Origin of the sequence: Nitrosospira sp. Nsp14, assembly GCF_900113575.1 — a bacterium.
Lineage (GTDB): Bacteria > Pseudomonadota > Gammaproteobacteria > Burkholderiales > Nitrosomonadaceae > Nitrosospira.
Genome location: NZ_FOPV01000001.1, coordinates 45,021 through 66,537 on the forward strand (window position 1 = coordinate 45,021; position 21,517 = coordinate 66,537).

15 protein-coding genes are annotated in these 21,517 nt (G+C 55.2%); 6 read left to right on the top strand and 9 right to left on the bottom strand.

All coding sequences use genetic code 11. The features are described 5' to 3' along the window. Positions 1-62 precede the first annotated feature (62 nt). The 4 genes from BM022_RS00225 (at position 63) to BM022_RS00240 (ending at position 4,205) form a co-directional block, all read left to right on the top strand. Positions 63-602, top strand: a complete 540-nt coding sequence (locus tag BM022_RS00225; protein ID WP_091136066.1) for a chorismate--pyruvate lyase family protein — start codon at positions 63-65, stop codon at positions 600-602. Beyond that, positions 602-1,462 (top strand): 4-hydroxybenzoate octaprenyltransferase, encoded by an 861-nt coding sequence (ubiA, locus tag BM022_RS00230; RefSeq protein WP_091135604.1) that lies wholly within the window; start codon positions 602-604, stop codon positions 1,460-1,462. Before BM022_RS00225 ends, ubiA begins: the two co-directional genes overlap by 1 nt. 36 nt (positions 1,463-1,498) lie before the next feature. Beyond that, positions 1,499-2,962, top strand: a complete 1,464-nt coding sequence (ubiD, locus tag BM022_RS00235) for a 4-hydroxy-3-polyprenylbenzoate decarboxylase (protein ID WP_091135606.1) — start codon at positions 1,499-1,501, stop codon at positions 2,960-2,962. A gap of 241 nt (positions 2,963-3,203) precedes the next feature. Beyond that, positions 3,204-4,205 carry a DUF2806 domain-containing protein gene (locus tag BM022_RS00240; protein WP_091135609.1) on the top strand — a complete coding sequence of 334 codons (1,002 nt, stop codon included), beginning with the start codon at positions 3,204-3,206 and terminating at the stop codon, positions 4,203-4,205. 16 nt (positions 4,206-4,221) lie between these two features. Here the strand turns inward: BM022_RS00240 and BM022_RS00245 are convergent, their stop codons facing one another. The 9 genes from BM022_RS00245 to BM022_RS00285 all read right to left on the bottom strand — a co-directional run bounded on the left by BM022_RS00245 (position 4,222) and on the right by BM022_RS00285 (position 19,405). After that, the gene (locus BM022_RS00245) at positions 4,222-5,922 is read right to left on the bottom strand and encodes an HAD hydrolase-like protein (RefSeq protein ID WP_091135611.1); all 1,701 of its coding nucleotides are present in this window, start codon (positions 5,920-5,922) and stop codon (positions 4,222-4,224) included. A gap of 350 nt (positions 5,923-6,272) precedes the next feature. Continuing rightward, positions 6,273-7,052: a calcium-binding protein gene (locus BM022_RS16255; RefSeq protein ID WP_305728852.1), complete on the bottom strand. Its 780-nt coding sequence runs from the start codon at positions 7,050-7,052 to the stop codon at positions 6,273-6,275. A gap of 1,002 nt (positions 7,053-8,054) precedes the next feature. After that, a complete protein-coding gene (locus tag BM022_RS00255) occupies positions 8,055-11,225 on the bottom strand; it encodes an error-prone DNA polymerase (protein WP_091135615.1) in 3,171 nt (1,056 codons plus the stop codon). 25 nt (positions 11,226-11,250) lie between these two features. Further along, positions 11,251-12,795, bottom strand: a complete 1,545-nt coding sequence (locus BM022_RS00260; RefSeq protein ID WP_091135617.1) for a Y-family DNA polymerase — start codon at positions 12,793-12,795, stop codon at positions 11,251-11,253. Continuing rightward, a complete protein-coding gene (imuA, locus tag BM022_RS00265) occupies positions 12,755-13,501 on the bottom strand; it encodes a translesion DNA synthesis-associated protein ImuA (protein ID WP_143079496.1) in 747 nt (248 codons plus the stop codon). Before imuA ends, BM022_RS00260 begins: the two co-directional genes overlap by 41 nt. A 16-nt stretch (positions 13,502-13,517) precedes the next feature. After that, positions 13,518-14,141 carry a LexA family protein gene (locus BM022_RS00270; RefSeq protein WP_091136069.1) on the bottom strand — a complete coding sequence of 208 codons (624 nt, stop codon included), beginning with the start codon at positions 14,139-14,141 and terminating at the stop codon, positions 13,518-13,520. 181 nt (positions 14,142-14,322) lie between these two features. Beyond that, complete coding sequence (locus BM022_RS00275; protein WP_218146804.1) at positions 14,323-17,205, bottom strand: beta-propeller fold lactonase family protein; 2,883 nt, start codon at positions 17,203-17,205, stop codon at positions 14,323-14,325. 43 nt (positions 17,206-17,248) lie between these two features. Continuing rightward, complete coding sequence (locus tag BM022_RS00280; RefSeq protein ID WP_091135619.1) at positions 17,249-18,253, bottom strand: multicopper oxidase domain-containing protein; 1,005 nt, start codon at positions 18,251-18,253, stop codon at positions 17,249-17,251. A 447-nt stretch (positions 18,254-18,700) separates the two neighbouring features. After that, positions 18,701-19,405 (bottom strand): response regulator transcription factor, encoded by a 705-nt coding sequence (locus BM022_RS00285; protein WP_091135621.1) that lies wholly within the window; start codon positions 19,403-19,405, stop codon positions 18,701-18,703. Positions 19,406-19,866: 461 nt separating this feature from the next. Here BM022_RS00285 and gspG point away from each other — a divergent pair, with 461 nt between their 5' ends. Next, positions 19,867-20,322: a type II secretion system major pseudopilin GspG gene (gene gspG / locus BM022_RS00290; protein WP_091135623.1), complete on the top strand. Its 456-nt coding sequence runs from the start codon at positions 19,867-19,869 to the stop codon at positions 20,320-20,322. 6 nt (positions 20,323-20,328) lie between these two features. Next, positions 20,329-21,513, top strand: a complete 1,185-nt coding sequence (locus BM022_RS00295) for a type II secretion system F family protein (protein WP_091135626.1) — start codon at positions 20,329-20,331, stop codon at positions 21,511-21,513. The last annotated feature ends 4 nt before the right edge of the window (positions 21,514-21,517 follow it).

Sequence of the window (21,517 nt, forward strand, 5' to 3'; positions counted from 1 at the left end):
GGATTCAGGGATTCAGTCGCGCGGCATTATGCGGCATAATGCACCCTTTTCAGTTGGTTGTGATGAGTCCTGTCCGGTCATCCGCGTGGTATCCCGCGCCGTCTGCGGTCTCTCCACGGGCGCGCGGCTGGTTGCAGAATCGCGGCTCGCTTACTCAGCTCATCCAGCAGCATTGCAGCAATTTTCGCGTCAAGCAGATGTTTCAGTCTCTCGACAAGGCATGCGGGGATGAGCTTGCCGTGATGAACCTGCGCCGGAATGAACTGGCGCTGGTGCGCGAAGTGTACTTGTATTGCGGCAACACCCCGGTGGTATTCGCGCATTCGGTGGTGGCGAGGAAAGACCTTCGCGGCGCGTGGCGCGGGTTGAGCGGCCTCGGCAACCGCTCGCTGGGAACAGTGTTATTTACCAATCCCGTCATCAGGCGCACGCCGCTCAAATTTAAAAAGTTGACTCCCGCCCACCCCCTCTTCCACCGCGCCTGCCAGAAATTGAAGGTAAAACCGAGCGGCCTGTGGGCGCGCCGTTCGCTGTTCAGCTTGCGCGGGCAATCCATTCTGGTGACAGAAGTGTTTCTTCCTTCCATACTGGAGCTGGCATAGTGACACTCACGCAACGCCTCGGCCATTACGAAAAACTGATGCGGCTGGATAAGCCCATCGGCATTCTCCTGCTGCTGTGGCCGACGCTGTGGGGGCTGTGGCTTGCCGCAGACGGTGTCCCCAGCATGATGGTGTTGGCGATATTCGTGGCGGGCACGGTGCTGATGCGCTCCGCCGGTTGCGTCGTGAACGATTACGCCGACCGCGATTTCGACGGACATGTCGAACGCACGAAAAATCGCCCGCTGGCTACCCGGGCGGTGAGCACCAAGGAAGCGCTGCTGCTGTCGGCGGCGCTCAGCTTGTGCGCATTTCTCCTGATCCTGCCGCTGAACCGGTTGACGATCGAGCTCTCGTTTCTCGGATTGTTTCTCGCGGCCAGCTATCCCTTCACCAAGCGTTTCTTCGCCATGCCGCAAGCATACCTCGGCATCGCTTTCAGCTTTGGCATCCCCATGGGGTTCGCCGCGCAAACGGGCGAAGTGCCACTCCTGGCATGGTTCCTTATGGGCGCGAACCTGCTTTGGGTGATCGCTTACGACACCGAATATGCAATGGTGGATAAGGTGGATGACCTCAAGATCGGTATCAAGACCTCGGCCATCACGTTTGGCCGCTTTGATGTGGCGGGGGTCATGGCGTGCCACGCGGCTTTTTTGGGCGCGATGGTCGTGGTAGGGCAGGTGCAGAAGCTGGGCATGATTTATTACCTCGCTCTGGCCATCGCACTGGGGCTGATACTGTACCAATATCGCCTGATTCACGACCGCGACCGGACACGCTGTTTCAGAGCGTTCCTGCACAACAACTGGGTGGGCGCAACGATATTTGCCGGCATTGCGCTTGATTATCTCGCCTGATTACCTCATAGACCCAACCAAACAGGTACCCCTCTCATGAAATACAAGGACCTGCGCGATTTCATCGCCCAGCTGGAACATCAGGGTGAACTCAAGCGCGTCGCCATCGAGATCGATCCCCGTCTGGAGATGACCGAAATTTGCGACCGCGTGTTGAAAGCCGGCGGTCCGGCGATCCTTTTCGAAAAACCCAAGGGGCACACCATTCCCGTATTGGGAAACCTGTTCGGCACGCCCCGGCGGGTGGCGATGGGCATGGGGCAGGAATCGGTCGAGGCGCTACGCGAAGTGGGAAAGCTTTTGGCTTATCTGAAAGAACCCGAGCCGCCCAAGGGCTTGATGGATGCGTGGGAAAAATTCCCGGTGCTGAAGCAAGTCCTCAACATGACGCCGAAGGAGCTGTCGAAAGCCCCCTGCCAGGAAATCGTATGGGAAGGCGAGGACGTGGACCTGGGCAAGTTGCCCATCCAGACCTGCTGGCCGGGAGACGTAGGCCCCCTGATCACCTGGGGGTTGACCGTCACCAAAGGACCACACAAGATCCGGCAGAACTTGGGCATTTACCGCCAGCAGGTCATCGGTCCAAACAAGCTCATCATGCGCTGGCTGGCCCACCGGGGCGGGGCGCTCGATTTTCGCGACTTTTGTCTCGCCAATCCTGGCCGGCCATATCCAATCGCAGTAGCGCTGGGGGCGGACCCCGCCACCATACTGGGCGCGGTCACGCCGGTGCCGGATACCTTGAGCGAATACCAGTTCGCGGGACTGCTGCGCGGCGCGAAAACCGAGATCGTCAAATGCCTGAGCCACGGCTTGCAGGTTCCGGCGAGCGCCGAAATCGTGCTGGAAGGATACATCTATCCGGGCGAGACAGCACTGGAAGGCCCCTACGGCGACCACACCGGCTATTACAACGAGCAGGAGACTTTTCCGGTATTCACGGTCGAGCGCATCACCATGCGGCGCGATCCGATCTACCACTCCACCTACACCGGGAAGCCGCCGGACGAACCAGCGATACTGGGCGTGGCGCTCAACGAAGTGTTCGTGCCCCTGCTGCAAAAGCAGTTCACCGAAATCGTCGATTTCTACCTGCCGCCCGAAGGCTGTTCCTACCGCATGGCCGTGGTGAGCATGAAAAAGCAGTACGCGGGCCACGCCAAGCGCGTCATGTTCGGCGTGTGGAGTTTCCTGCGGCAGTTCATGTATACCAAATTCATTATCGTCACCGACGATGACGTTAATATCCGGGACTGGAAGGAAGTCATCTGGGCCATTACCACCCGTGTTGATCCTGCAAGGGATACGCTGATTGTCGAGAATACCCCAATCGATTATCTCGATTTCGCCAGCCCCGTATCGGGTCTGGGGGGAAAAATGGGACTGGACGCCACCAACAAGTGGCCAGGGGAAACGAACCGGGAATGGGGAAAGCCGATTGTGATGGATAAGGCAGTGAAGACGCGGGTGGACGAGATTTGGAAGGGGTTGGGGATTTGATTGGTAAGAAGAACATTTGCCTTGCAAAGAAGCGACCAGTTACAAATCAGTTTTTAAGCATATGTTTGTGATAGCTCCTCCTGGAAATTCCGTTTAATAGTTAGATATTGCGGCCAAGCAGCCTCCCGCGCTCTTACCGAATGCGCGACACACGCGCCAAGGAACAGTTTGTCGGGCTTGGGTCCGAACCGTGGCCTATAAAAAAGAGCTTTAATATCATTTTATCCAGCAAGGAAAAGATGTGGAAATCAAAGATCTCGCGGGCTTGAGTCAGCCCCTAACTCGGCTTATTGAAGTGATCTCCAATGGAATCGGCGCTGTCTCTCGTCCTTACTTAATAAGGAGAAATGCCGACGCGAAAGCATATGAAGTGCGCACTATCTCTTCGGCACTGATAAACATAGCGGACCAACATCACCTTCCTGTTGTGTTTAAGGACGGGGAATTTGAGATTTGGCAAAAGCCGGACGATCAGACGCTCACCCTCCAAGCCCCAAGTAACGAGGATAGAGCCAACAGTCGCTCAAATTACCAAGAGCGCAAACGACAAAGAAATATTGAAAACATCACCTCCGTTGCTGCGGCAGATCTACTAGCTCAAAGTAGCGTCCCAGACCAGAAACCAGATGAGGACTGGGTATCTAGGTTCTTCAATTCAGCTCAAGATGTGTCGTCTCAGCAGATGCAAGAACTGTGGGGGCGGATACTTTCTGGCGAAATAAAGAAGCCCGGGAGTTACTCACTTAAAACTCTTGATTTTGTTAAGAACCTCACCAAAGCCGACGCGACTCTTCTAGAGAATATGGCAAAACTTGCCATTAATTATCAGGGTTCATCTTTTATCGTAGCGGCTGATGCCGGATGGCTGCGAACATACAGAGAAATTTACCCGGGACATCATTTTGCGTTAGGCGAGCTCGGTGCGATGTACCCTACAGAATTGGGTCTTGAAACCTTCCGGGAAAGCTCCGTGCAAGAAGAACTATTTACGTCTGGTAATCTCATTTTGGCCGCTCAACGTGGGAAAATCGCGACGAAGGTAGATCTTGCTATTTGGAAGTTTACTAAAATTGGACAGGAGGTATTGCAGCTGATCGCTGTAGAAGGTGATGAGGCCTATCTGGAGAAAGTAGGTGGATTTTATATCGCAAGAAATGGCACAGCTACAATGGGACGAATTCTTGAGTATCTCCCCACAGGGCAAATTCGATACCAACCGCTGAGAGAGATCACACCGGCGTAAACGAAGCTATTGCGCCCTACCTCTTCTGTTGTGATGCAACGTTTTCACAACCTTTCAAATACCAGAACAGCTCATTCAAACTGCTAATCGACGTACATCCCGGCATAGCGTTGCCAACGCTCCGCATCAAATCCGGACTGAAGTTGAAGAGGGCACCAGCTCTTTGTATATGAAAGGCATGCCGAAAGCCTGCATTGCAGGAACCTTGCACGTCCCTGAATACATTATTGCCTACCATGACAAGCTGCTTCGGCGCCAAGTTGAGCAAGCGGGCGCATTCCTCAAAAACTTTAGGATCGGGTTTCTTTGTTCCCCGCTCCGCAGTCAACACCCCGGCATCCGTCAGCGGCAGCAGGCCGCAAACATCCAGCTTCTGCCGTTGTGACGCGGGTGGATTGTCAGCCAAAATTCCAATTCGGTAGCCTAATCGGCGAAGTTGACCCAAGGTCGCCTGTACGTCACCGTAGAGCGGACAATCTTTCGGCTGCGTTTGATTGTAGGTTTCGATCATGCGCACGCGGATGGCATCACCCAATCCCAATTGCAAACACAGCGTATCGAAGAGGCATGCGTGATTGCCTTCCTCGATGATTTGCAACGCCGTGGAAAGAAATGTTGTGCGCGCGGGCAGGACAATTTTTTCCTCATGCCAGGTCAGCTCCAGCTTGCGGATCATCCAGGCTTTCTGATCAAGCAGTGTGTCGTCCAGCTCAAACACGACTCCCCGCACCTCGTCCAGCTTTAAATCCAGGATGTTGCGTTCCTCCAGATAGCGCAGCGTCCTTGCATGTGAACCTGGAGCGGGAACGCCGTTGATCACATCGGCCTCGGCCGGGGCCGCGGCCCCACCCCCCAGTAAAAAGGCAATAGGGTTAAAACCGATAGCAAGACTCAAGGGCATGGATGTGCCGGCACGTGAATTGAGGTCGGATACCCAGCAGCGATCGCCAGTCCGTAATATCTGCAGGTTCATAGGCCCGCACGCTCCTAAAGGGACGGTGCGCTCCAGAACGTGCTGGGCGGTTTCGCGAACATGGGCAGGGGCGCCAGGCTCACAGAGAATCGCGAATCCATTTTTCGAGCGAATTCGGCGTCGGAACGCAAGGGGAGAAATGTTGCCGTCAACGCTGATCGAGAAATCAACGGAGTATTCATCAAATTCATGCAGACAAGGCTGCCATATGAATTCCTGGTTCTGGTCGATTGTAAGTTTCAAAAAAGCTTCACGGTCGGCAAGGACATGCAGGCCGCGGGCTCCCCAACCACGCCGCGGCTTGCCAATCAGGGGAAAAATCGCGTCATCATCCAACGGCGAGATGTAGCAAGGCAATGAGGGCAAGCCCTCCTCGATCAGCCAGCGATAAAACAGGAGCTTGTCCCATGCGAGTTTCAGCAGTGAAAACCCGGAGACATAAGCTACGACGCCGCTTGCGGCAAAAGCATCGTAGTGAGGGGCCAGCAACTCCACTTCATGTTCGGTGGATGCGAAGATGGCTTCCACACTCTCCCGTGTGCACAGAGGGAGAATAAAATCCAGGAATACCTGCTTCTCCTTTGAAAAAGGCACCGGGAAGAAAGCGTCTGCAAAATAGCGCGCGACGTTTTCCTCATTGGGGTCCGCTACCAGAATACGTATTCCCGCTACCTTGCGGAGGGCTTTTATCAAGCCAAGGCCTTGAAATCCTCCACCGAAGACAAGGACATTACGGCACCTCATGCGGCTGCTTTGAAACGAATAGTCCGGGAAATTTCAAGATAACCGGTCGAGACCTTGAGTGCTGTGCCTGGATGGCGAGGAGAAGATGCAGCGTATTGAGTTGTCCGGGGGGTCAGAAGCCTTGACACGTCTTCTCCAAGGGGTGTTTAGGACTTGTATCTCTTGAAACACTTTCAGGTGCGGGGAATATCTCTTTGCGCTTATATATTCGTTGGCGACTCCTGGAAAATAGTTCAATTTATCAAAACTGTCTACCGAAGTCGTTAGATTCATATACAAATGGGTGAAGCCCTCTGCCAGCGCTTCACCAAGCCGGATAGGCCCTAGCGCCAGCAGAGAATCAGCAACAGTTATCCAATTATGTCCTCGTTGACGTTTAGCGGCGGGTATCCTGCCAGGATTATCTGAAGATCATCACCGTCATATATGTTCACTGTCAACAGGCCATTTCCATTGACCTTCTCATAGATCAGCTGGCTTGGCTTAAAGTCCTGATTGCCAAGTGGCCAGCCTCTGTCGGCGTCGATTGCTTTCAGGTCAATCCTGTCGCCTTGTCCCCGGTTGAAGCCGACAATTGTGTCGCGACCATTAGGAGGGCTCTCGCCCACCGAGTTGAAATCGAACGTATCCGCTCCGGTTCCGCCTGTGAGTGTGTCCCGGCCGCTCCCACCCGACAAAATGTCATTGCCGGGTCCGCCATTAAGCCGATCATTTCCGGTTCCACCATTGAGGGTGTCGTGACCGGTTCCGCCGCTTAGCGAATCGTTCCCTGAATCTCCGTTGAGTATGTCATTGCCTGCTTCGCCCGACAGCGAATCATTACCCGTGCCGCCATTGAGCCGGTCGTTGCCGGGTCCCCCGCGCGGGGTATCATTTCCAGCATTCCCGTTAAGCGTGTCGTTGCCCGAGTCGCCAAACAGCTGGTCGTTACCGTTGTCCCCATTGAGCCTGTCATTTCCGCTTCCACCGATCAGCCGGTCGTTGCCATTTTTGCCATTGAGAATGTCATTACCCTGCAACCCATTGATGGTGTCGTTCCCATTGGTGCCATCCAGATCGGAGCGCCACTGCCACAATGGGTTGTTAAACGTGTTGTTATCGTGATATTTCGTTCCTGTAATATTGGCCAAGGTCATCTCCTTAATATCGAAGGTTGAACCCCAAGTTGGATAAATTGCAAGCGTTTACAGGCACAGGATGACGCGGCCGAACGGGAATATCAGTGGGAAACCGAACGGAAATGCGATTGTGACGGGTGCCAAGAGATCAGCTGTCGGAGCCGAATAACCTCATACTCCGAGGGTGAAAAGCAAAAAGCCACAGAGGGATATGTGTCTCTCCGTGGCTCAGCATCAGGTTAAAAAGGGTCTTACCTTATTTCACAAAATAAAGCTCCCACCGCCGGAAACAGCAGGGAAAAGTTCAGCCTGTCCTTGGTTAAGTTTGCGGGATAGCCTTGATTTACCCCACTCCCCGTTTTAATGTTGCGGCAGATACCTTTAGTTCATCTCATGCCAGGCGAACTGTCAGCACGGTGACACGCCGCAGCGCAGCAGGTCACAGCCCGACCAATAGCAGCAGGTCCGCTCGCAGCTACCCCAGCAGATGGAGTCCAACGGCCAGGGAAGGCAGGTGCGGTTATCCCGGACGGTGCATCCCTCACCCGGAGGTGTGCAAGCTCGCTGGGAGCAATTCGTTCCGTTGGGAGCGCAGCATCGCTGCGACCAGCCGGTTGCCGCATTGCACTCACACGGGCCGCACGTCTGAGGCTGCGGTGTGCAGCCGCATTCCGACCTGCAAGCCCTTATGCAGTCCGCATGCTCCCTGCCTGTAAGGCCAGCACAGCCCTCCCGGCATTCGCCGAGACAGGCGAGATCACATGCTTGTGGCTGAACAACACTTGCGCTGTTATCCGTAAAACCTGAAGCCATTTGATAATGGCGATAGTGTCCTCTTGTCTTATAAGCCGAGGACTCGGCGGTAAAACCGGGCATATTCATTTCAGATCTCCTCTCAGCCGGCAAAAATTATGTGGGGGGCAGATATTTCCTTTATAGATGGCAATGGAGGAAAAACAAGTCTTATTGGGAAAAGGGCATGCTCCGTTTTTTGACCCTAGACTATGAGAACGACTAATGAAAATCTCTGCTCGCCACCATCAAATTCCCCAGCAAGTGACTATGGTCCACCAGCCGCTTGGCAATCACGTGCTTGACGCCGCTTTCGGATTGCCATACGCCATACACGGTCAACAGTCGTGCGCCCAACGCTTCGCGGCGGTATTTCTGAATAAGCTGGTTCCATAACACAACATTGATTATTCCGGTCTCGTCTTCCAGGGTGATAAACATGACACCGCTGGCTGTGCCGGGCCGCTGTCGGCAGGTGACGATGCCAGTGGTTCGCAGCAGCCGCCCCGGGGGATAGTTATCCAGTTCCATGGCCGAGCGCAGATTCATCCGCGATAATTTCGGCCGCAGCAGGGCCAGCGGGTGCCTGCGCAGGGTGAGCCCCGTACTGGCGTAATCCGCCAGGATTTCCTCTCCCTCGGGAGCGGCGGAGATGACCGGCAACGCCTCTTTCACTGGCGCGTTCTGCATCATGTCCTGTTGCCTGATGTGGGACGCCACCGCCCATAGCGTCTGGCGCCGATGACCCGATAAGGCGAGTAATGCATCCGAGCCGGCAAGCGCGCGAATTTCCGTGGCATTCAATAGTGCGCGGCTGGCCAGGTCGCCGGTATTTTCAAATGGCGAGATTTTTCTTGCTCCCATGATACGCGTGGCCGCTTCCAGCCCCATTCCTTTCACCCGGTTCAAGCCCAGCCGGACAGCAGGCGACATGGATAGAGCAGGTGCGGTGGATGCAATGGATTGGGAAGGCTCATCATTCTGTTCTTCAAGCGTGCATTCCCACTCGCTGACAGTCACGTCCACCGGCCTGATCTGGACGCCATGCCGTTTGGCATCCTGGATCAGTTGCGAGGCGCTATAAAAACCCATCGGCAGGCTGTTCAGCATGGCGCACAGGAAGGCGGCCGGTTCATGGCACTTGAGCCAGGCGGATACATAAACCAGCAGCGCGAAGCTGGCGGCATGGGATTCAGGAAATCCGTATTCGCCAAAGCCTTCGATTTGGCGGAAGATTTGCTCGGCAAATTCGAGTTTATAGCCGCGGCTGACCATGCCGCTAATCAGGCGCGCACGGAAGGAGCCAAGCAGGCCCTTCTTTCTCCAGGCCGCCATGGAGCGCCGCAATTGGTCCGCTTCGCCCGAGGTAAAGCCTGCGGCAAGAATCGCCAACTGCATGACCTGTTCCTGAAAGATCGGCACCCCCATTGTGCGCTCCAGGGCCTCTCTCACGCCTTCGCCTGGATAGGTTACAGGTTCCAGACCCTGGCGGCGGCGCAGATAGGGGTGCACCATGCCACCTTGTATCGGCCCCGGCCGGACAATGCCCACTTCTATCACCAGGTCGTAGAATTTACGCGGCTTCAAACGCGGCAGCATCGACATCTGCGCGCGCGATTCGATCTGGAAGACGCCCACCGTATCTGCCTTGCAGATCATGTCATAGGTCTTTTCATCTTCCGCGGGAATATCCTGCATCCGGAACAGGATTCCACGTCGCGCGGAAACCAGATCCAGCGCGCGGCGAATGGCGGAGAGCATGCCCAGCGCGAGCACGTCGATTTTCATCAGCCCTACCGCGTCCAGATCGTCCTTGTCCCATTGGATGATGCGGCGGTCCGGCATGGCGGCATTTTCGATGGGAACGATACGGCACAGTTTGTCGCGCGTAATGACAAAGCCGCCTACATGCTGGGACAGATGGCGCGGATAGCCATACAGGAGAGTGGTCAGTGCAATCAGCTTCTGGATAACCGGACTGTCGGGATCGAAGCCGTTTTCGGTCAGTCGCTGGCGGATTTCCGAGCTGTTGTCCCACCAGGCAAACGAGCCGGACAGCCGCCTGACGCGTTCGAGATCCAGGCCGAGGGCCTTGCCGACATCCTGGACCGCCGAGCGGGTGCGGTAGGTGATGACCGTTGCAGCAATGGCGGCACGGTCCTGGCCGTATTTCTCATAGATATACTGGATGACTTCTTCCCTGCGCTGATGCTCGAAATCGACATCGATATCGGGAGCTTCGTTACGCTCCCTGGAAATAAACCGCTCAAACAGCAGATTGCTGCGCGCCGGATCAATCTCGGTGATGCCCAGGCAATAGCACACCGCGGAATTGGCTGCCGAGCCGCGTCCCTGGCAAAGAATGCCGCGCGAGCGGGCGTGCCTTACGATATCAAATACCGTCAGGAAATAGGGCTCATAGTTGAGCTCCGCGATCAGGTCCAATTCGTGCTCGACCTGTTCCCTGACCTTGACTGAAATGCCCCCCGGGAAACGCCTGGTTATGCCCTCTTCCACCATGCGCCGCAGGTAGGCGGCATACGTCTCATCAGTCCCAGTCAATTCATCGGGGTACTGGTAGCGCAGCTCATCCAGCGAAAAGGCACAGCGGGCGGCAATGCTTGCCGTCTCCTGGAGGAGTTCCAGTGGGTAGATTTGTTCCAGCTGCAACTTCGAACGCAAATATTGTTCCGCATTGGGCTGCAGGTCATAACCGCATTCCGCCAACGGCTTGCCCAGGCGAATGGCGGCCATCGTATCCTGCAGAGGCTTTTGGGAAGCATCATGCATGCTGACATCGCCCGCGGCCACCAAAGGCATGCCCGTGATATCCGCAACCTGGCGTATTCTTCCAAACAGCAGGTCTTCACCCGCATGAAGCAACAGCTCGACTGCGGTCCAGCAGCGGCCGGGAAAAAGCGACAGCGCCCAGCGCATGTCAGCCAGCAAAGAGCTGTCTGCCTGCGCAGGGTCGGGAATAAGCAAGACCAGGCAGTCTGGTAGTAGAGCGAGATGTGGAGCATCCGGACAGCTTTCGAAGTCCTCCCGGCTGATGCGGTAAGCGCCTTTTTCCGCACGTTGCCGCGCCAGCGTGATGAGCTCGCACAGGTTGCCGTAGCCATTCCGGTTCATGGCGAGGCAAACCAGCCTCAATCCATCCTCCAGAAAGAATTCGCTGCCGATCAGCAGATGCAACCCTGTTTTCTTCGCTTCCGAATGGGCTCTAACCACACCCGCCATGGAACATTCATCGGTGATGGCAAGCGCGTCATAGCCCAGGCTCGCGGCACGCTCGACCAGTTCCTCCGGCATGGAGGCTCCCTTGAGGAAGCTGAAGCTGGAGCGGCAATGAAGTTCAGCGTATGGGGGAACGAAGGAATTCATGGAATTCATGGGGTAGGTTCATGATGAGCAATGGCTAGCCAAACAGTCCCTGCAAATACCAGCTCTGGTTCCTGGTCGTTGCCGCATTATGTTCACTGGGTTCGCTATGTTCCCGGTAGATCCATAACAGCTGGCCGAGGTCATTCTCCGCAATGAAATAATCGCGCGCGACCAACGCATCATCCCACCAGCCCGCTTCGATCCGTTCCGGTCCTGCAATCAGTTTCAGTGGCGAGCCATAGACCGGTTGCTGGCGCTGCAGCTTCAGCTCCACCGGGGTTTCCATCAGCCAGGCGGGACGGGTTGATTTAGGCGGAATGGCTTCCCGGGATTCTTTCTGGCCTGAAACAATCTTCCTTTCATTCATCCGGTTTCCCGGAGCCTCGCATCTCTGGCTGCGTTCCGGCCGGTGGTCCGGGATAACCTTCAAACCCGTGACAGCCTGTGGCCCCAGGCGGGCGGAAAGTTTTTCGATAAAGCGGTTCAGCGAGGTGGTTTCCGATTGCGCGTTGGGGAATAGTTCCAGGTTGGCATCTCTTCCCGCGGTGATTTCATCCGCTGTCAGTGTCAGTTCGCAAACCGGGGCCGCGAGTTTTGTCCGCTCCAGACGCTCGCGCAGCAAAAGCATCAAATGGCCCGGGTCGCCGCTCTGTTCCGATAGCTGTATATATATGGGTGTGAATCGTTGCGGTTGCCGCAGGGAATGTTCATGCTGCAATACCAGCGAGAAGGAGGAAACCGCCGCATGGCGTGAAGCCAGCCACCCGTACATCTGGTGGATCATTCGCTGCACGGGGATCAGCAGCAGCTCCACGCTTTCAACTTGCGCCATCAGCCTCATCTTCTGCTGGAAGTGCTCCGGCGCCTTGAACCATTCCTGGGGATCCGGCGAGTCTCCGTAAGCACGATCCATTTCCGTGGGCAGACCCGGGCCAAAACGCCGAGCAATCCCGGCGCGAGGCAGGCGTCTCAAGTCAACCAGTGTCTGGCAGCCGATTCCCCGAATGACTTCAAGGTGGGACTGGGCCGATTCCAGCAATGCGACAGGAAGGGAATCGAGCAATAAGCGAAATTTGGTGCTTGTCTCATTGCTTGTGCCATTGATGATGGTTCCAGGCGGTGCCGATTGCGCCAGCAGCCATGCCCCCTTCGCGGTGGGAGCAACCGCCGCGCAGAGTTGCAGGCCCTGGGCGGCCACTGCCTTTATCAGCAGCTGGCACAACTTCTTCAGGCCGCCAAACAGCTTCAGGCTTGTGGAAACTTCAGCAACAAGGCCAGTGTGTTGCAAGACAATATTGGGTGTGAAACGCAGCGCGGCATATGCAGCCCCTTGCAGCGCTTTCATCTCCTCAGCCAAATCCTGTTCCATTATCACCAGATCGGAAAAAAGCGCCAGGGCGCTGGCGAGCGATTGATGAGCCATTATTCCCTGCTCCTGCGCCAGTTGATTGGCCTGCTGGACATACACCCGGTTGCCCTTGCGCGCCGTTACCGCCATCGGCGGTATGAGCGCCACCGGAAACCGGCGCTCGATACAGTCAAGCGATAACGCGGGACAATGAAGAGCGATCCACAGCATTGTGTTGGTCTGAAGCGGAGAGAGGCGCAGCGGAGCTTGAAAAGTACCTGCGCCAGCCCAGTACAATACGAATGGGTGAGGCAGCGGGGGGGCCGCGGCGCTTGAGCAGATACAAGGCCAGAGTATGGCAGCGTGCTGGGCCGAGCAATAATCTTAGCGGCGCTGCCGAGGGTTCCGATTGCGCACTGGCCGGCCTGAGCAAAAAAACCACCATTGCGGCAGACCTTGCCAGAATTTGCAGCTTACGCGTGGTTTGCTGGCTTGCCTCGGGTAGCCAGCCAATGACCACTCCAAAGGCGCCGCTCCTGATACCCTGCTCAAACGCCCATAATCGCTCGGCGGGCTTGTGAACCCTGACCATCACCACGCGCCGGCTATCAATATCCAGATTCTCCCAGGCGGGCATATAAGGGAGATAAGGAGGACTTACCAGCAGAATATTTCTTTCATTCCCGGTTATCTGAGCGAGCGGCGCACTCAATAAGCCTATTTCCCCCAACCCTTCCGCTGGCAGCAGCAACTCTGTCAGGTTGCGGGTAGGCCATCCCCCTCCGGGCAATTCCCTGTCCAGTTCATCAAAGCCACTGGAAAGAACGGGCTCGGCGGAAAATCCCAACGTGTCGCCTCGCCATATTCTGCCCTTGAATCGGGCTTCGATTTGCAAAAGCGATAGCGGCGCCAAGGGTGGGGAAGCAGGCATCGGCATGGCAAAAATCCCATCATTACCGGTTGAGGCCGAGGCGGTGGCCGGAAACGGAAGCCTTGCGAAACAGGCCGATATAAAACCCGTAGATTTCCAGTTCCTGCTCAGGCCGGATGGGGGGGTAATCCTGGCTTCGTTTCTCGTTGCGCGCTTCGAGATAATAGCCTTCCTTATCCCTGGCCAGGACCTTGAGGGTGAATTCGTTATCCACGATTGCCAGCACGACCTGGCCTGACGAGGCTGAATTGCTGCGTTCGATAATCACCATGTCTCCCTCAAGAATTCCCAGATCGACCATGGAATCGCCTTTGACGGGAAAAAGAATGGTTTGAGAGGGTTTTTCGATCAGGTAATCATCTATACGCAGCAACTCGGGCTGAACGTCGGCAGCCTGTTGAGGCAGGCCCGCCCGGACTGCATGCCCGACTGTTCGCTCAAAGAAACGGGGTCCGGGGCGGAGGCGGCTCCCTGCCGCCGTTTCCAGAAAGCCTTCCTCCTTCAGGCGTTGAACGATCTGATGCGTCCAGGAACGCGCCTTTACGTTCCACAGCACGGACAATTGCGTGGTGGAAGGAATGATCCTTTCCCGGGCATAGTAATCCTGAAGCTTGCCGAGGTAAGAAAAAATGTCGAGCGGTTGCATGGGATGCATGAATTTGAATTGAGGACAGTTGATCTCATTATAGAGAACAATTGTTCTCAGTTCAAATTCAGCCCACCAAATATTTCCAGTTCAGTATCCTGGCTCCACGCGCAAAAAAAAGGGCCATCGATAATCGATGGCCGCTGAGAGGGAGGTATCAGAAACTATGTTGTTTTTATAATCAGCGATGAGACGGGTTTTGTTGTGCGGGTGTCAGCTGGCTCTTCCATTCATCAGGCAGGTTCTTGACCCAGCTATTGTATACGTTGGGGATAGCAAGAACTCCTTGCCCGCCATAGCCTGCCAGGCTGGTGATACGGTCATCAGTGTGCGTATGGCTGTTGCTGACAAGCGGAACCCGGCCTGCTACTTCCGCATCCGACAGATTGCCGTCATTGTTTGGATCGACGTCGACCACGATCAGCTCATTGGCGAACTTGCTGCTGACATAGGCATAGTATCCCCCGCCTTTTTTCGCACCAAAATTGGCGCCGTGGCAACCCGCATCGCACGGAAGCATCTTCACCACCCGGTCGGTAAGGGTATCTATGACAATTATCGATTGGCCCATATTGGCTACTACTACTGCACGGCCATCCGGGGAAACCGGCAGCTGGATGGGAAGGATGCCGACTGTTGCCTGCCCATCTCCATCGCGGTCCTGTATCGTTCCGTCAATGGGGTTATAGTCGGCGATGAGATTGATGGTTTTCAGCAACGTCCCATTCCTGTCAATCACGCTCACGCTATGATGCAACAGGTTCGCCGCATAGAACTTGCTGGAATCAGGCATCATGCCGATAGCGATGGGGTGCGCACCCGGGGCAGAGCCGCCGGTTGGCGTTCTTTCCAGGATGGCGCCGCTGTCGATGTCATAGAAGCCCACATCATTGGTAAAGATATTTGGCGTGACGACCTGGTTTCCGTCCGTGCTGATCCAGTGGCCATGAGGATTGGTGGCGAGCTGGCCGGACTTTTGCGTTGGCATGATCTCTTTGACCTTCATTGTGCCCGCCGGGATGATGGACACGCCGTCTTCGCCATTATTGGTGACCGTAATGTCGTCGTTATCGGGACGAGTCATGACATGGGCAGGAGCCTCGCCCACGCGGATATTCTTGATCAGCTTGCCGGTCCTTTTATCTATCATGGTCAATTTATTGTCAAACCACTGGGTCTGGTAGACAACCGATTGATCCTTGTTTGTCCACATATTGTGGGGATTGTTCATGTTGATCTCCGGCAGGGCGATCTTCCGGGTCACTTTCCAGGTTGCCGTGTCAACTACCGAGATGGTTCCCGGCTTGCTCTTGCCGGCAGTTTTTTCAAACTGGGTATCGACCCATACCTCACCCACCCCGTGGACGCGCGGAGGCGTTGGCGGGGTGAGTGCAATGTCGTTCCCATAACGTGCCGTCATCACCTCGGGTAAATTAACCACCGTTCCGCCGGTCACCCGGACCGAAACGTTAGGATAGGTTATCTTCCACGGTGTGGAAGCCGTGTAATCCTGCCAGTTGTTGGGGGCGGTGGCGATAAAGAAGGTTTTCAGCAGGAAGGTCGCCAGGTCGCTGCTGGTAGGAAGATTTTTTATGCCCGTGGCCAGATCGATAGTATCGCCGAGATCAAGGCCGTCGGTTGCGGGATCGTCCACGATGACAGCCCCAAACATATAGGGATGCACCTTGCAGGTGAACACATACAGGCCCGGTTTAGACAAATGCACCAGTCCTCCGCCCTTGTAGGCCCTGACCTGGTCAAAAGGCATGTGGTCGGCGCCGCTGGGCCATAACAGGCTGGTTATCGTATGCACCGTGTTGGTGTCCGACATGATGAAGTTGACGCTTCCGCCGGGAGGGAGTACTTCCAGGGACCGGGTACCGCCGGTAATGCCGAAAATCGTATCGGCCCGGGCGCTCCTGAACCAGGTGCCGGGTTGGTCCGAAATTACGAAAGTGACAAGACCGGGGTCATTGCTCGAATTGCCGAAAATGGCCCCGTGAGGAGATGCGCCAGCGATGCTGGTTCCCATTTGTGGTGAGCCGACGGGATCAACCCTGAAACTGCCGTGCATACCTGCTTCCATGTGGGAAAACAGGTGGCAATGGTACTGCCAACTGCCAGGGCCGACGCCCGTGCCTGCTTTTACTGTGAACACATGACTGTCGAAACGGTCAGCCAGCAGCTTGGTGTCGATGATGCCGGGTGTGCCGCGATGTTCGACAGTACCTTTGGATGAATTGTGGTGACGATCATCGTCCCCATCCCCATCCTCATCCCGATCTCCATCTCTTCTGAAATGCGCGTAGTCATCCCTGTCCTTGTCATCCCGGGAATGGCCGCTCTTATCCCTTCGAGTTTCCGTCACAGGTTTGAGCCAGCGGTGGGCATGGAGGTGAAAGGTATGTCCCGGTCCGACCGACAGGATATGGAATCGGACGATGTCGTTATGAACAGCACCCAGAGTGGGATTGGTCCAAAGAGGGGTCTGTGTTCCGTCCTGGGAGATTTCCGTGCCCCAGAAGGTTGAGCCGACCATGAACAGCACTTGCTGTTTTTTTACATCCCGCTGCTTCACAGGAACGATCTTCCCGTCAGCGTCGAGGTAGCTTTCCAACTTCCCGTCGGGCCTGTCGACGACAATGGCCCCAAACAGGCCGGTGAGTCCCAGCTTTCCGTCATGGTAGGGGTGTGTGCCCGTCGCGCTGGTGTCTACGCTATAGCTTCCTGTCTGGCCGGGTTCGACCTTGCTGCCAGTTGAAAGGCCGGGTACCTTGAAACCCACTTTCTCCTTGGTGTTGTTGATGAGTTGCACGCTCACCGAGTCTCCCTGCTTTACGAACAGGGTTGGGCCCGGAATGACGGCAGTAGCGGGATAATTGGAGCCGTTGTTTCCGCCGTGACTGACCATCTTGTAGCCGTGTTGGCCATTCGGCAGTATTTCGGCCGACATTACGATGGTATGGGACGCCGCCAGCGCGACGGTCGAACCCAATGGCATGCTGACAACCAGCCCAAACGCCACTGCAGTTAACAATTTCCTTCCAAATATGAGTTTGCTCATCCTGTATCCTCTGATGTCTTGTATGTCCTGGCGCGCCGTTGCATTATCGGGTGACATTGAAGTCCCCCCTCATGCCCATCAAACGATTCGAAAAATTTCTGTCGATGTAATCGGCCGAATGTGAAGATTTGATGGTGAAAACGTGATTTTCGAGGGGGCCAATGTTGGCCCTGTCGATGAGGTTGTGGGTTCCCGGGTCAACCCATTTGTAACCCTTGAGCCTGAACTGATGCAGGTCGGTTCCCATTGCGATCAGATGGAAGCGAACGTTATCCCCGTGTTTCGCGGTCAAGGCGGGGTTGGTCCAGCGCGGTGTTTGCTGCTTGCTGACGCCATCTATTTCCGTACCCCAAAAGGCATCGTCCCCCAGAAAAAGCACATAATCTTTTTTAATGCTATCGACAGGCACGCTCTGGATTCTGCCTTCAACGCTTGCAGTCACTGCGCCTGATGCCGGATTGACAATGAGGGCGCCGAACAGCCCCCTGTGTTCGGAACCGTTGTGCGTCAGGAAATTGTGATCATGATAGGGCCACGTTCCTGCAGTGCCTGCCGCCACGTCCCATAGGTAGGTATAAAACCCGACCGGATAGGCGCCTTCGTCTTCGACCTTGTTGATAACCTTTAGCGTGCCGTCGCTGAGAATCAGGTAATGGACGCCGTGGGTATGGATGCTGACCTGCTGATCAGGCCGCATGGTTATGCCATTGCGAATGGTGATAACCACCTTGTCGCCTTCGGTGAGGACAATCGTCGGGCCGGGAACGGTGGCTTCGCCGTCATAGCGGGAAGTGATGTCGACGCCATCGACCGTGTGCTCAACCATCCGGTAAGCGAGCAGGCCATCTCTGATCACTTCCGCCGTCATCTGGATGCGGTGTTGCGCGCCAATGCTTTCCCCCACCGGTAGAAAAAAAATTGCGAGAAAGAGTATGGCCGGTATCTTGAGGCCGGAGCAAAAGCGCCTGAACGGCCCCGCGATTAAAGGGTACCCGGGGTTATCAGAAGCAAAATACTGCCCCGGAGCATAGCAACGTTGAAACTTCATTTTTGGGCTCCTCGCGGTTGGTGGTTGTTTTGATACAAAACGGAGTCGACTCACCTGCCCGATTGGAGCAAGGCCAGCTGATTCTCAGGTTTTAATCCGAATGTTCTGCGGCAGCGCAGAGGTAGCCGCGTTGGCGGCTCGCTGTGCCGAATTTGACGGGTTTGAAGTGCCGAACGGGGGGTGCGATTTTTCCCCCGTCGGCGCACTGTACGCGCCTTGTCTTTTATTGCCGGGGATTATGGGCTAATAAGAAAGGACGGACACCGGAGGGATGTCCTAATTTTCTTAAGGAGATGTACTGCTTATTGCATCCCCATGCCAGTACAGAAACGCAGTACATGCGTCGAGAGAGGGATGCGAGCAACGAGCCGGGAAGGGAGAATCGCCGCGTTCGGCAAGTGGTTTCGGCGGGGAAAGCCGAGTGTCCGACCGGCGCTGTAGTCGAAATCAGATGGAGCCGTCGCTGGAAGGTGCGGAACCGGGTTCAGAAATACCGAAGTCGCGGTGATGAAGTTTGGCAAACATGAAAAGATCAAAGCGGTTGGTGATCTCCAGCTTGCTGAAAATAGAAGTGAGATGGTTCCTCAAGGTCTGTTCGCTGATACACAGCTTTTGCGCTATTTTTTTGTTTGAGGCGCCCGCCTGGATTGCGAAGGCCCCCATGATCGCCCGCTCTTTCCGCGTGAGGGCGTTGATCTTTTTCGTGGTGGAATCAGGAGGCGTTTGTGCCGGGCGAACACAGTTGATAAAAAGGCGTCCCGTAGTGCTTCGACCAAGCCACAGTTCGCCAGCGTGGACCTTCTCAATCGCTTTTATGATTTGATGCGGAGGCTCTTCTTTGTAGACCACCCCTCGCGCTCCCCTGAGCACAGCTTCATCGATGGTCGCCTGATCGTGAAACTCGGTAAAGATGATGATGTGAAAAGGTCCTTCGCTCAGCAAGTCTGAAATCAGGGGGCTGCATCTTTCTCCTCCCAGACAAAGGTCGAGCAGAAGAATATCCGGTTTTTTTTCCCTTGCCGCATGCGCGGCATCGTGCCCATTGGTTGCCTTGCCGACAACCTCCATACTGGGCGACTCAGCGTTTATGAGCTTTTCCAGTCCCCAGAGTACGATCTGATGACTGTTGACGAGCAGGACACGGATAGCCATAACGTGGAGTGTGAGTTGGTTTTATTGCCACGATTGATTTGAAAAAAAAGCATAGTGTAAATTGTTACATTACGCAAATAGGGCTATTCGTTTCAGATTTTTTGCATAATTTACTTTAATATCATGACATTATAACGTACTCTTGGCGATAAATGCCAGTGTCCGTTCGGATTGACTTCGTTACACCATTCGTAGCGTTCTTTAATATTTGATGTCTTCGTACGGAACATGTTTTCCGGACAGCAAGGCTCGATAGTTCTTTGGTACTAGGAACTCTAACCCGTTCTACCCCCCAATTTGCATCTGTTTTCAGTTCCTTTTATTGCTTGCGACATTGTTGGTAAGCTAATATGATTCCACGAATCTCTCGGGATCAATCTCATCCGTTCCGTCATGTTTTGGTAACACCCAAACCCTACACTCTACGCCCTAGGATATTGTGCTTTATTTTGTAAAAATCTATGAGTAAACCTCGAAATACTGGCCTGAGTCCTTCCAATCTGCGCGGCGGCAGGGCGGCCTACGGATTCACGTTGCTTGAACTTCTGGTCGTGATGGTTATCATAGGGTTGCTCGCGGGCTACGTTGCGCCCAAGTATTTTTCCCAGGTGGGCAAGTCCGAGGTCAAAGTAGCGCAAGCCCAGCTCGATGCCCTGGAAAAGGCTCTGGACCAGTATCGCCTTGATGTCGGGCGTTATCCACCTACCGAACAGGGGCTGGCGGCATTGATGACGCGCCCGGGGAATGAGCCGAAGTGGCAGGGACCTTATCTGAAGAAAGCCGCGCCACCTGATCCGTGGGGACGGCCATACGTTTACAAGTATCCCGGGGAACGCGGGGAGTACGATTTATTTTCTTTAGGCAAGGATGGCCAGCCCGGGGGTACGGGCGAAGCAGCGGATATCACCAACTGGTAAGCTGCAATGCGCTATCAGGTAAAAGCTGTGCTTGCGGGACGAGGTACGGTATTTCTTGAGCTCAACGCGGAGAGCGCGGAAGAGGCGCGTCTCCAGGTGGTAGCGCAAGGCGGGATGGTGTTGAATGTCAAGCGTCGGTTTTCCGGCTGGATGCCGACGCCGAAACTACGCTTTCCCCTGGCTCACTTCAGCCAGGAGCTGCTGTCGTTGCTGGTAGCCGGGCTTAGCCTGGTGGAGAGCATTGAGACACTGGCGGATAAAGAGCAAGACGCTCGCGTGCGTAAAATTATCGAGGAATTGCTTGGGCGGCTTTACGAAGGCGTTACCTTCTCCCGTGCACTGGAGTTTTTTCCACAAGCATTCCCCCCGCTTTATGTTGCAACCGCAAGGGCGAGCGAGCGCACCGGCGATCTGCCTGAGGCCTTGACGCGGTTCATAACCTATCATACACAGATGGACCTGGTCCGCAAGAAGCTGATCGGTGCCTCCATTTATCCCGTGCTTCTGTTGGTGATCGGACTGCTGGTGGGGCTGTTCCTCCTTGTTTTCGTGGTGCCGAAATTCAGCGCGATCTATGAGGATGTCGGGTCCGATCTGCCTTGGATGTCCATGCTCCTGATTGAATGGGGGCAGCTTGTGCACGAACAGGGATTGAAGTTGGCGGGCGTTGCAACGGCTGTGTTGGCGCTCGTGATTTATGCCGTGACGCGTCCGGCATTCAGGGTAACCGTGGTTCAGCAGTTATGGCGGATTCCAGCCATCGGGGAACGCATGCGGGTTTATCAACTGGCGCGTTTTTACAGGACGTTGGGTATGCTGCTGCGAGGCGGGATTCCGGTGGTAAAAGCGCTGGAGATGGTGAGCGGACTGCTGCAACCCCACTTTCGACCAAAGGTCCACGCGGCTGCCGTTCGCATCCGTGAAGGAAAAACCATCTCGAGCGCGATGGAAGCGGAAGGGCTGACGACTGCTGTGGGCGACCGCATGTTGCGGGTAGGCGAAAGAACGGGTCTTATGGGCGAGATGATGGAACGTATCGGCAATTTTCACGACGAAGAAATTTCCCGCTGGGTCGAGTGGTTGACCAAACTGATCGAACCGATACTGATGGCGGTTATCGGCGGAGTAATCGGAGGAATTATCATTCTCATGTATATGCCGATATTCCAGTTGGCGGGAAACGTCGGATGAACCA